Raw genomic sequence first — 12,929 nt, 5'->3', positions numbered from 1 at the left:
CTGATTGCATCGGCGGGCGATGGGGCCTATCAGTCTTCGGTTGCTTGCGCTGGCTGGGTGTTGGCGTAGCGACGCAGGACATAGTAGAACGGCCGGCCATTCTGATAGACCAGGTTGACCGGCAGTTTCTCGATGTCAGCCCGGGACATCAATCGGTATTTCTGGCCGTCGTCCAGCACTGCTCCATGCCACGGTGTGCGCCAGATGTTGTCGCAATCCATCAGCTTGATGCCGATCTTTTTACTGTGCGGTGGCTGAGGGTGGATCGACAGGCGAATGGCTTCGGGAAACACTTCTTCCACCAATGCACTCCAGGCGTTACTGCGAATGATCACCTGATAAGCGAGCGCCTTGGATTCTTCTTTGAGTTTGTTTTTACTGCAGTCCGGTTTGCGGAACTTGAGATCCGTAAACATAAAGCGGTGAATGCCGTTAAACAGGTTGGCGGTTTCCGGATCGGTTTTAACGGCGGCCTTCAAGGTTTCCAAGGGACGACCGTAGAGTTCGACAAGTTGCTGGCGAATATGCTCGAAGTTATGGCTGTTGAAGTGGTCCTCAAGGTTGAACAGTTGAATGTTGTCCAGGTGATGCTCGTCCAGGATATGGCGTATGGCCTGTCCATAGTGGGTCACCTCTTCATCTCGAACCCCCACGCAGTCAGAAAAGGCCCGACCATCCGAGCAGATGATGATGTTCGCGCCGGGGGGATAGACTGCGGTGATTTTCAGGCACAACTCGTTGAGTTGCTGCAGGCTAAGGTGTTCACCAAGGTCGGGAGCGGAGCCCAGGACCTTTGACAGATTGGGCGACTTGGCGGGGAAGGCGGGCAGAATAAAGCGGATGGGGGCGCCTTGCTCCATCGAGGCAACGATCTTGTGAATGTGCAGTTGCAGGCAAACTTTGCAGGGGAACATCAGGCAGCGGTCATGCTCCTCGATCAGCCGGCGTTGTCGGTAGATAATTCTAAGAATACTTCTGGCTGTTTGTTCATGTTCAGGCAGTGGCAAAAAACTTGCGACAGGCAAGGGGTGGTCGGTATTCGAGTCCATTCGAATTTTTCCTTATAAAAATATTGAAGTTTGATGAGACGAATTGCCTCTGGAGTGTAACGTTATTGATTTAGTTGGCGAGATGGGGATGTGCGGGGATTTGTTTTCGTTTATTACGCTTGAGGCGTTGCGTCGCTAGCTGCCGGCTGTTCATTGTTGCCAAGGCGTCCTGGCCTGAGTGCAATTAAGTGGCGCGGGCCGGGCTCTGGAAGTTCTCAAGCCGCAGGTTATTTTTTCACGGCGCCCAATGGCCTCCTCGACTTTTGCAATATTGGCTATTTGGCAGGTGGGCTCGGGGGATTAACGTAGCGTCAACCCCACCTACTGGAGTTCCACCATGCAACCTCGTATCGATTTCTACACCGCCTCCCCGGACGGCCTGAAAGCCATGATGGCCCTGGAAGCCGCCGTCTCGAAGCTGCCGCTGGAAAAATCGCTGATCGAACTGGTCAAGCTGCGCGCTTCACAGATCAATGGCTGTGCCTTCTGCATCGACATGCACACCGCCGATGCCATCAAGGGTGGGGAAACGCCACGCCGGCTGTTTGCCGTGACGGCCTGGCGCGAGGCACCGTTCTTCACTGATCGCGAGCGCGCCGCGCTGGCCTGGACCGAATCCTTGACCCAACTGAGCCTGACCCACGCCCCGGACGAAGACTATGCGCTGCTCAGCGCCGAGTTCAGCCCCAAGGAAATGGTCGACCTGACCGTGGCGATTTCCACCATCAACAGTTGGAATCGGCTGGCCGTGGGTTTCCGCAAAATGCCTCAAGAGTAAAAATCGGGCTCAATGCGCATCAGCGCTCGGCGCGGCCGGTGGTTGTACCTTGCGCATCAAGGGCACCATCGCCGTGGCGAGGATGAAGCAGACCATGATCATCAAAAAGGCGTCGCCGTAGGTTTGCGTCTGCGCTTCGCGGTAGGTCAACAGCCACAGCTGACGCAGGCTGGCGGTGACGCCGGCGTCACCGCTCTGGCCGAGGGCGGCGAAGTTATGGCCGACCTGGGACAGCCACTGATTGAGTGCTTCGTTGGTGCTGTTGAGGTTCTCCGCCAACCTTGTGAAGTGCAGGTTGGTGCGGTCATTGAGGATCGTGGCGCACGCGGCGATACCCATCGCGCCGCCGAGGTTGCGCATCAGGTTGAACAACCCCGAAGCATGTTTGAGCCGCGCCGGTGCCAACCCGCCGAGGGTCAGGGTCACCGCCGGCGGCACTGCCAGTTGTTGAGCGATCCCGCGCAAGGCTTGCGGCAGCATCAATTCTTTAGCTCCCCAGTCATGGGTGATCGGGCTGAAATCCCACATCGATAAGGCGAACAGCCCAAGGCCGGTCATCATGATCCAGCGCAGGTCGATGCGGTTGGCCAGAAAGGCGTACAGCGGAATCGCCAGAATCTGGAACACCCCGGTGGAAAAAACCGCCAGGCCAATGTCCAGCGCGCCGTAACCGCGCACCCGGCCGAGAAACAGTGGCGTCAGGTAAATCGTCGCGAACAGGCCGATCCCCGTGACGAATGAAAAGAAACAGCCGAGGGCGAAGTTGCGGTCTTTCAAGGCACGCAAATCGACGATCGGATTGGCCACGTGCAGGGTTCGATCAATGAAGGCCAATCCGGCCAGGCCGCTGATCCAGGCGGTGGTCAGAATCGTGCTGTCGCTGAACCAGTTCCAGCGCGGGCCTTCTTCGAGGGTGTATTCCAGGCAGCCGAGAAACACCGCCATGAACAGCATGCTCAGGTAGTCGGCGCCCTTGAGCAGCGACAATTCCGGCTGGTCGATTTTCACCAGCATCGGCACCGCCACCGCAACGAAAATCCCCGGCACCAGGTTGATGTAGAACAGCCAGTGCCAGGACGAAATGTCGGTGATCCAGCCACCGATCACCGGCCCCAGCGTCGGTGCCAGCGAGGCCACGGCGCCGATGGTCGCGGCGGCGATCACCCGTTGTTTGCCGGTGAAGAAAAAGAACGCTGTGGTGAATACCAGCGGGATCATCGAACCACCGAGAAACCCTTGCAGGGCACGGAAGGCGATCATGCTCTGGATGTTCCAGGCCGCACCGCAGAGCAGGCTGGCCAGGGTGAAACCCACCGCCGAGGCGCAGAACAACCAACGGGTCGAGAACACCCGGGACAGCCAGCCCGACAGTGGAATCACGATGATTTCGGCGATCAGGTAACTGGTTTGCACCCACGCGGTTTCGTCGGTGCCGGCCGAGAGCCCGCCGCCGATGTCACGCAGCGACGCCGAGACGATCTGGATATCCAGCAGCGCAATGAACATGCCGATGCACATCGTGGCGAAGGCAAACACCTTGGTCGCCGTCGCCATGTTGGCGGCATTGAACGGCTGCGCGGGGGCGGCGAGGGCGCGGTTCATGGCGCGCTGGCCACGGTCGGTGTTTCAGGTTCGGCGCGAGTGTCCACTTCGGCTGTCACCGACAGGCCGGGGCGCAGATGACCGAGCACGCCGTCGGCCGGGTCGAGCAGGATTCGCACCGGCACCCGCTGGACGATTTTGGTGAAATTGCCGGTAGCGTTTTCCGGTGGCAGCACGCTGAACTGCGAACCACTGGCCGGCGCGAGGCTGTCCAGATGACCGTGGAATTCACGTCCCTTGAGCACGTCCGCATGAACGATCACGCGCTGGCCTGGCGTCATCCGCGACAGCTGATCTTCCTTGAAATTGGCATCGACCCAGAGTCCGCTGGCCGGCACCACCGACAACAGTTGCGAACCGGCTTGAGCGTAAGCGCCGACCCGTGCCCGACGATTGCCGATCACGCCGTCGACGGGGGCTTTCAACTCGGTGTAACCGACGTTCAATTGCGCCAGATCACGCTCGGCCCGCGCCTGGATCAACGCGGCGCGCGCTTGCTGCTTCTGGGTTTCGATCACGTTCAATTGGCGTTGCGCGGCCAGCAATTCGGCCTGGGCCCGGGCACTCTGCGCCTGTGCAGTCTTGAAGGTGGCGTCGGCCCTTTGTGCGCTTTCCACCGAGACGGCATTGCTGCCGACCAGTTTTTTGTAGCGTGCATTGTCATCCCGCGAACGGGCGGTTTCGGCGCCGGCGGCATCGATGCCGGCGCGGGCCTGGCCGATCACTGCGTGTTGCAGTTGTTCGGTGGCGTCGAGGTTGGCGAGTAACGCTTCTTCGGCAGCCACTGCACCTTCGGCCTTGGCCAGGTTGGCGCGATAGTCACGGGCGTCGAGCCGGATCAACACATCGCCAGCCTTGACCCTCTGGTTGTCGGTGACCAGCACTTCTTCGATATACCCCGCAACCTTCGGCCCGATCACCGTGACGTCGCCGCCAATGTAGGCATCGTCGGTTTCTTCGATGAAACGCCCGGCGGTCCACCAATGGGTCGCGTACAGCCCGATGAACACCAGGGCCGCGATGGCCGCTGTCAGCAAAACCAGCCGTTTGAGCAGGGGAGGCTTGGGTGGGTTCACCGCAACAGCAAGGTCGGGTTCAAGGCTGGGCATGCTGGTCATGGAGAAATACCTGTGAGAAACGAAGCGTTATTACGCGCGTAATATGACGTAGGTAATATTTTGTGGCAATTGGTTTCTGCTACCGATCGTCAGTTGGCGTCGGTGGAAAGAAACCTGACCAATTGTTTAAGAAATGTAAGCGTTGTAGGACGCGTCTTGCATTTGCGTAGGAACGATCTGACTATCACTCGCATTAATGGAGTGGCATTAAGCCATTTAATGACCGCAAGGATGTTGAGTGCCGTATTCGTTTTGCGCTGTTCCTCGCCGTAGTCCCACGCCTTGCACGCTGTTGTCGGCCTTGCTGCTGAGCCTGAGTGCTTCCTCGCTCCAGGCGGCCGAGCCCTCCGCTCCAGGCCAGGAAGTGCTGCGCCAGCAGCAACAGCAACAGCGCGACTTGCAACAACTGCAACTGGAACAGCGCCGCCGGCAACTGGAGCGCGGCAGTTTCGGTGCGGCGCCGGTCACGCCTGTCGTTCCTGCCACGGTGCCTGCCGATGAGCGCTGCTGGCCCCTGAGTGGAACGCGTATTGGCGGCGTGACGCTGATCAGCAGCCAGACACTCAATGAGCGAATCAAACCGCAGCTGTCGTCGTGCATGGGCGTCGGTCAGATCAACCATCTGCTGGCGACCATCACCGGCCTGTATGTCGAGGCGGGTTACATCGCCAGTCGTCCATACCTGCGCAGCGCGCCAGCGGCGGGGCAGTCGCTGGATATCGTGGTCGATGAAGGCTACGTCGAGTCTATCGAGCTGGCCGACCAGAGCCTGCCGGTGTCCTTGGGCGGTGCGTTTCCCGGAATGCTCGGCAAGCCGTTGAACCTGCGGGACCTGGAGCAAGGCCTGGATCAGTTGAACCGTTTGCGCTCCGTGGATTTGACCGCCGACATCGCCCCCGGCAGCCAACCCGGTGCCTCTCGGCTCATCCTGCGTTCGCGCACCCACGGGCAGTCGCGTTGGGCGTTGGGCCTGGGCGTGGACAACCTCGGCAGCGCCAGCACCGGGCGCGATCGCGACACCTTGAACCTGAGCCTGGACAGCCCGCTGGAGCTCAACGACGCGCTCAATCTGAACGTCAGCGACACCCTCAATCAGGGCGACCGCTACAGTCGCAACGCCAGCCTGTACTACGCCATTCCCTACGGTTACTGGACCTACAGCCTGTTCGCCAGCCACGCCGAATACCGTGCGCCGTTCAAACTCAGCACGCTGACGTTCCACAGCACCGGCATCACCGATCAACTGAGCCTGCGCGCCGACCGAGTGCTGTGGCGCGATCAAAGCCATCAACTGAGCGCCAACCTGCAACTGGCCCACAAGGACGTCGACAGTTATCTGGAAAACATTCGCCTGGGCATCCAGAGCCCGACCCTGACCGTGGCCGAAGCCGGGCTGAATCTGTTCTGGCTCAACAGCGCGGTGTGGAACCTGGACATCAATTACGCCCAGGGCTTGCGCTGGCTCGGTGCCGATGACGATGCCCAGCGCCAGGTCAACAACCTGCCCAAAGCGCAGTTTCGCAAATACCGCGCCGGCCTCAGCCAGTGGCGCAACGGCCAGTTCGGCCAGCAGGCCTGGCAATGGCAGAGCCAGTTCAACGTGCAGTACAGCCCTGATCCGCTGCCGGCCATCGAGCAATTGCTGGGCACCGACGATTCCGCGGTGCGTGGCTATCGGGTCAGCAGTGCGTCCGGTGCCAGCGGCGCGATCTGGCGCAATACCCTGCGCCTGCCATTGCGCAGCGCTCTGCCAGTGCAGATCACCCCGCGGCTGGGTCTGGACAATGGCTGGATCAAGGCCGACCACGGCGCTCAAGGGCAACGCCTGAGCGGCGCCAGCGCTGGGGTCAATCTGAACTGGAAAAAACTGCAAGTCGACGTCGATTACCAACGCAGCCTCAACACCCCCAGCGGTTTGCAACATGAGCCAGAGACCTGGCTGATGCGCGTGGGGTTGCAGATATGAACACCAACAAACAGCCGTCGGACCTGAGCGCCACAGCCACGGCCAACAACTCAGCGCGCAACGTGATGCCGCACTTTAATTGAGAGGTTTTTATGCCTGCACAGACATTTGCGTTTCATCTTTCCCCACGGGGCAAACTGCGCTGGGCGATTGCCAGCCTGTTCCTGATTGCTCACCTGCCCAATGCTTTGGCAGGGGGCGTAGTGGTTGCGCCAGGCCCCGGCGGCACCGCGCAATTGCAAACCCAGGGCGGCGTGCCCATCGTCAACATCGTTGCGCCTAATGGTTCCGGCCTGTCCCATAACCAGTTCCTGGACTACAACGTCGACCGCCAGGGCCTGGTGCTGAACAACGCGCTGCAAGCCGGCCAGTCGCAACTCGCCGGGCAACTGGCAGCCAACCCGCAATTTCAGGGGCAGGCCGCGAGTGTGATCCTCAATGAAGTGATCAGCCGCAACCCGTCGGCCCTCAACGGTGCCCAGGAAATCTTCGGTAAATCCGCCGATTACGTGTTGGCCAACCCCAACGGGATTTCGGTGAATGGCGGCAGTTTCATCAACACCCCGAACGCCAATCTGGTGGTCGGTCGTCCCGAACTGAACGACGGCAAGCTGCAAGCCCTCAGCACCCGCGACGCCAGCGGCACCTTGCAGATTCAAGGCGCGGGCCTGCAAAACCGCGAAGGCTCGGTCAACCTGATTGCCCCACGCATCGACAGCCAGGGCAACCTGAGCGCCCGGGATCAGTTGAACCTCACCGTTGGCCGCAACCAGGTGGATTACGCCAGCGGCCAGGTGAAAACCGTGGACCCGGCCGGCAACACTCAAGACCAACGCATCGACGCCAGCCTGTTCGGTGCGATGCAGGCTGGGCGCATCAACATCGTCAGCACCGCTGAGGGCGCAGGCGTGCGGGTCGGCCCGGTGCAAGTCGACGGTCGTGAGGGTGTGCAGATTCGTTCCGCCGGTGACCTGAGCATCAGCGGTCAGGCCGTTCCCGACAGCCTCGATGTGGTCCGCGCCGGCGTGCGCAGCAGTCAGGGCGATGTCGGTCTGCACAGCGCCAAGGATCTGCTGCTGGCTGCCGCCGACGTCAGTGGTCGTGACGTCAAGGTCGACGCCAAACGCGACCTGACCTTGACCACCGTCGAAAGCCGCAAGCTTCAAGAGAAGCGCGAAAACTGGAACAACAGCACCATCGGCATCACCTGGGAAACCTACGACCGGACCCAGACCGACAGCGACTCGCGCCAGCACGGCAGCCAGATTCTCGCCAGCCGTGACGCGCAGTTGTCGTCTGGTGGCAACACCGAACTCAAGGCGGCCAAGGTCGAAGCCGCCAACACCCTCAACGTCCAGAGTGGCGGTGATCTGCGCCTGACCGCCGCCACCGAAAGCCACACCCAAACCGATCAGGGCAACCATCGCAAACACCTGTGGAAAGCCAACTGGGACACCAGCAACGAAGAGCAGCGCAGCATCACCACACAGTTGAAGGGCGGCAATATCGCTTTGGCCACGGCGGCGTTGTTACGTACCGAGGGCGCGGAGTTGAGCAGCAAGGGTGATATCCAGCTCGCCGGTAAACAGGTCGAGATCACCAGCGCCAGCCGCACCCAGCGCAACAGCGACAACCGTTATTCCGGTGACTTGGTGGGCGGCGGCTTCTTCGGCAAGACCGGCGACGCGGATCAGGGCAAAACCCTGAACCAGGGCAGCAAGGTCAATGCCGGCGGCAAACTGATCGTCAAGGCCGACGATGTGCGCATCAGTGGCAGTCAGGTGCGCGGCGGCAGCGAGGCCAGCGTGATCAGCGACAAAGGCTCGCTGATCATCGATGGCGTGCAAGACACCTCCCATGCCAACAGCCACGACAAGGACAGCAAGTTTTTCGGCATCACCAAGGATGAAACCCGTCAGAACGCCAAGGACAGCACCACGGTGCGCAGCGAGCTGACTTCCGACAGCAACCTCAAGCTCAAAAGCGCCAAAGACATCGAAGTGGCCGGCTCTACGGTCAAGGCTGGCGGCACCCTTAGCGCCGAGGCAGCAGGGGATGTCAATGTGCATTCCGCGCAGAACACCCATGAGTCCGGCAACACTACCGAAACCCGTGGCTTCGATGCCTATGCCAAAGAAAACACCCCGGGCGCCGGGCAGTACCGCGCCGGCGTGCATTACGAAGACAAGCAGCAAACCGCGAGTACCCGTGATGTCAGCCAACAAGGCTCCAGCCTCAGCGGCGCCAACGTGCAACTGGCGGCGGGCGGTGATCTGACCCTTAAAGGTGCCGAGGTCAAAGCTACAAACGGCGACGCGACCCTGAGCGGTAAAAACGTGTCGCTGCTGGCCGAGCAGGACAGCCACAGCACGTCGACGGACACCACCAATACCAGCGGCGGCTTCTACTACACCGGCGGCCTCGATCGTGCCGGCAGCGGAGTGGACTTCACCCACAGCACGTCCCAGGACACCACGAACAAAACCATCGCACAAACCACCAACGTCCAAAGCAGCGGCAACCTGAATATCAACACCGGCAAACTCACCACTGAAGGCGCGCGTCTTGATGCCGGCAAAGGTCTGGATGTCGCCGCCACCAAGGTCGACAATCGGGCCGCGAGCAACACCGACAGCAGCACTCATACAGAGAGCAACTGGTCGGCAGACATCGGGGCCAACGTCGAATACAAAGACATCGCCCGGCCGATCGCCAAAGCCGTCGAAGGCGTACTGAACGGCAAGGTGCCGGACAAGGACGCACTGGCCAACCTCGGCCAGCCGAATGTCGGCATCGACGTGGCGATCGGTCATCAGAACAGCAGCCATACCGGGCAAAACAGCAACGCCGTGGTCAGTCAGTTCAAGGGCGGCACGGTGGACGTGAATGTCGCCGGCACGTTGCAGGATCAGGGCACTCAGTACCAGGCGAGTGCGGGCAAAGTGAACATCAGTGCCGACACGTTGGTGGCGAGCGCCGCGAGCAATACCCACGGCAGCACCGATCAGGCGCTGGATGCCAAGACTGACGTGCGGGTCTACACCAAAACCGGTGAAGACGTGAACGTCGCCGGCAGTGGCGCGGGTGGCAGCAGCCAGACGCGTAAGGACAGCTCCACGGCGGTGGTCGGCGGCTATGCCGGTAACCAAGGCGTGAACATCAACCTGCGTAATGACGGCCAGTTTGAAGGCAGCCATTTCGATGGCGGGCAGGGCGGTGTTTCGATTAAAACCGGCGGTGAGCTGGCGTTGAATCAGGCCAATGACCGCCAGAGCAACGACAGCGCCAGCCTGCGTGGCAATGGTTCGCTGAGCGTCGGCACCGCGCCTGGCACCGATGGCACTAACGTCAACCTCGGCGCCGGTTTCCAGCTCGATCACAAAGGCAATCAAACCCGGGACAGCCAGGCTCGCGTGGCAAGTATCGAGGGCAAAGGCCCGGTGCAATTGAGCAGCGGCGGCGACCAGATCCTGCAAGGGACGACAGTCGATACCGACGGAGCCATCGACCTGAAGGCCGGCGGCAAACTCGACCTGCAAGCGGCCACCGACACCCATCGCGCCACCGGCAGCAATCTCGGTGGTGGTTTGAAGGTGGGCGGCAGCAGAACCAGCACCGAGAAAAGCCTCGATCAGGGTGGCAACCTGAGCGCCAACTTCAACATCGGTCGGGTCAATGAAAGCAGCCAGACCCTGACTGGCGGCAAGCTCAACAGCCAGGACAAGATTCAACTCAGCGGCGATTCAATCCATCTGCAAGGCACTCAGGTCAGCGCGCCGAACGTTGCCCTTGATGCGCAGAGCGGCGGGGTCTATCAGGAGTCGGCCCAGTCCACGCAAAATCGCACGAACTGGAACGTCGCCCTGAATGCCGGCGGTAATCTGAGCAACAGCACACCGACGGCCACCAACGAAAAAGACGTGGCCAAGAGTGATCATGGCTTCAATGCCGGGGCCAAGGTGGGCGTGGATTACCTGCAAGGCACGACTCAGCAGAACAGTCAGATCAAGGCTGACAGCGTGGTGTTGAACAGTGCAGGTGATGCTCATCTTGCGGGCGCACGGATCGATGCGGCGACGGTCAGCGGCAAGGTCGGTGGCGACCTGACCGTGGAAAGCCGTCAAGACAGCCAAACCAGTGCCAAGGTCGATGTTGACCTCGGTTTGACCGGCAAGAAAGCAGCGCCAGTCGACAAGGACAAAGTGGCCGACAACAGCAAGCCGAGCGGGACGGACTACAAGCCGACCCTGAAACTGGATGCCAGCTACGCTCATAAGGACAGCGTCAACCAGGCCTCTGGCATCAACGGCACACAAGGCGTGAATCTCAAGGTTGGCGGTGCAACGCAGCTGACCGGCGCGCGGATCGCTTCATCTGAAGGTCGCGTGGACTTAGCGGGCTCCAAGGTCAGCACCACCGACCTGAGTAACCGCGATTACGGGGTCAAGGCTGGACTCGATCTGCCAGAAAAACCGCAAACCGAGGGCAGTAAACCCGACGTTTCCGCCGCTGGGGAGCACAGCGTCAAACTCGGCCCCGTGACCGTGGGTGGTCATTACGATAGCCAATCGCTACAGGCCGGGATCGACGAGAAAAACATCTAAGCCCCACATGCATCCCCCTGTGGGAGCGGGCTTGCTCGCGAAGGCGGTGGGTCAGTCGACATAGTGTTGCCTGATACACCGCCTTCGCGAGCAAGCCCGCTCCCACAATGGAGTACCGTCGTACACATATTTTGTGTTCACAGAAGATCTACCGTGGGATCACCTATTCTGATGGGGTGAGGTTATCCAACGCTCGGTTTACCCTGCAAGTGGAATCCATTGCTTCCAGTTAATAGGAAGCATTACTATTCACGCCTCCTCCCCACAGCACACCGCAATGACCCCCAAGCTGCCCCGCAGACACGGCTTTTTCGAGCATTACGAAGAGTTGATCGGCACCTGGACCCGTCGTCTGAGAAATCGTCAGCAGGCCGAGGACCTGGCCCACGACACCTTCGTGCGGGTGCTTGAGTCCGATTCGGCGGCGGTGCAACAACCTCGGGCGTATCTGCACCAGACCGCGCGCAACATTGCGGTGGACGGTTATCGGCGTGAGGACCGGCGCAGTGCCATGGAGTCCGAGGCGATCGATCACAGTGTGTCGTCGTCCGGCGACCCGGAGCATTTCATGCACGCGATCCAGTTGGCCGATTCCATCGAACGGGCGCTCACCGAGCTGCCGGTCAACTGTCGCAAGGTGTTCGTCTGGCAGAAGATCGAAGGCCTGACCCAGGCCGAAATCGCCGAACGCCTGGGGCTGTCCAAGAACATGGTGGAAAAGTATATGATCCGCACCCTGCGGCACCTGCGTGATCGCCTGGACGGGTTATAACCATGATTCGCCGCGCCTTCTTATCCCCAGCTCAACAGGACTTTCCATGATGGATACTCGTGATTGTGCGTGCGGGCAAACAACGGTTCGTGACGACGCGGCGCGGTGGTTTGTGCGTTTGCAGGAACCTGCCGTCAACGCCGAAGACCGGCGAGCCTTCGAGATCTGGCTGGACGAACACCCTCAGCATCGCGACGAATATCAAATGCTCCAGGGCCTGTGGGCGGCAGCCGATCTGCTGCCGGCCAAGCGTTTGCACGCCTTGTGTGAAACCCCGCCGGCGCGCCGCACACGTCATCCGCTGGTGCGTTATGCCGTGGCCGCCAGTGTGTTGGCGGTGGCGCTCGGCCTGGGGCTGTTCAGTGGCTTGGACCATCCGGCGACCTACACGGCTGAATATTCCACGGCCCTTGGCGAGCGTCGTCATGTGGCGTTGCCGGACGGTTCGGTGATCGATCTGAACAGCCGCAGCCGGGTGCAGGTGCGCTATGAAAAAGATCGTCGCGGCATCGAGTTGACGCAAGGCGAGGCGATGTTCAGCGTCGAGCACGACAGCAGCCGACCGTTCGTGGTCGAGGCGGGCAGCGGCAAGGTCACGGTCACCGGCACCCGTTTCGACGTGCGTCGCGACAGCACCGAAACCCGCGTCGTCGTAGAGCAGGGCACGGTCAAGGTTCAAGGTAACGGCGCTGATTCCATCAGCCTCACCGCCGGCCTCGGCACTCGCGTCGATGCCCAAGGCTTTGTCGCTGCCGCTTATGCGGTCAACCCTGCAGAACTGACCGCATGGCGCAGCGGCAAACTGGTGTTCAACAATGCCAGCCTCAGCGAAGTGGCCGAAGAGGTGTCGCGCTATCGGCAAAAACCGCTGACGGTCGGCAGCGCCAAAGTGGGCAATCTGCGCCTGACCAGTGTGTTCAAATCCGACAACACCGACGCACTGCTCAAGGCCTTGCCGAGCATTCTGCCGGTGGCCATACGGACCCTCGATGACGGCAGTCAGGAAATAATTGCCCGATAGATTCAGGTTTTTTTCGAGT

At 60.7% G+C, this 12,929-nt stretch carries 8 protein-coding genes; 5 read left to right on the top strand and 3 right to left on the bottom strand.

What is annotated here, in order from left to right; translation table 11 throughout:
* Positions 1–29 precede the first annotated feature (29 nt).
* Complete coding sequence (locus AB7M22_RS17470) at positions 30–914, bottom strand: L-tyrosine/L-tryptophan isonitrile synthase family protein (RefSeq protein ID WP_454187231.1); 885 nt, start codon at positions 912–914, stop codon at positions 30–32.
* 472 nt (positions 915–1,386) lie between these two features.
* On the opposite strand from AB7M22_RS17470, the gene AB7M22_RS17465 reads away from it, so the two are divergent.
* On the top strand, positions 1,387–1,827 hold the full coding sequence (locus tag AB7M22_RS17465; RefSeq protein ID WP_192343253.1) for a carboxymuconolactone decarboxylase family protein: 441 nt from the start codon (positions 1,387–1,389) through the stop codon (positions 1,825–1,827).
* A 9-nt stretch (positions 1,828–1,836) separates the two neighbouring features.
* Here the strand turns inward: AB7M22_RS17465 and AB7M22_RS17460 are convergent, their stop codons facing one another.
* Entirely contained in the window at positions 1,837–3,429 is a 1,593-nt protein-coding gene (locus AB7M22_RS17460) for a DHA2 family efflux MFS transporter permease subunit (protein ID WP_454187230.1), read from the bottom strand.
* Positions 3,426–4,547 (bottom strand): HlyD family secretion protein, encoded by a 1,122-nt coding sequence (locus AB7M22_RS17455; RefSeq protein WP_454187229.1) that lies wholly within the window; start codon positions 4,545–4,547, stop codon positions 3,426–3,428. Before AB7M22_RS17455 ends, AB7M22_RS17460 begins: the two co-directional genes overlap by 4 nt.
* Positions 4,548–4,785: 238 nt before the next feature.
* Here AB7M22_RS17455 and AB7M22_RS17450 point away from each other — a divergent pair, with 238 nt between their 5' ends.
* From AB7M22_RS17450 to AB7M22_RS17435, 4 genes are all read left to right on the top strand, one after another.
* Positions 4,786–6,513, top strand: a complete 1,728-nt coding sequence (locus AB7M22_RS17450) for a ShlB/FhaC/HecB family hemolysin secretion/activation protein (RefSeq protein WP_454187228.1) — start codon at positions 4,786–4,788, stop codon at positions 6,511–6,513.
* Between the two features lie 92 nt (positions 6,514–6,605).
* Positions 6,606–11,117, top strand: a complete 4,512-nt coding sequence (locus AB7M22_RS17445; protein ID WP_454187227.1) for a hemagglutinin repeat-containing protein — start codon at positions 6,606–6,608, stop codon at positions 11,115–11,117.
* Positions 11,118–11,394: 277 nt separating this feature from the next.
* Positions 11,395–11,889, top strand: coding sequence for a sigma-70 family RNA polymerase sigma factor (locus tag AB7M22_RS17440; protein WP_454187226.1), 495 nt, complete (start codon positions 11,395–11,397; stop codon positions 11,887–11,889).
* A 46-nt stretch (positions 11,890–11,935) separates the two neighbouring features.
* Positions 11,936–12,910: a FecR family protein gene (locus AB7M22_RS17435; RefSeq protein ID WP_454187225.1), complete on the top strand. Its 975-nt coding sequence runs from the start codon at positions 11,936–11,938 to the stop codon at positions 12,908–12,910.
* Positions 12,911–12,929 lie beyond the last annotated feature (19 nt).

Source organism: Pseudomonas sp. ADAK2 TE3594, from assembly GCF_053628675.1.
This window is presented reverse-complemented; position numbering and strand designations above follow the sequence as displayed.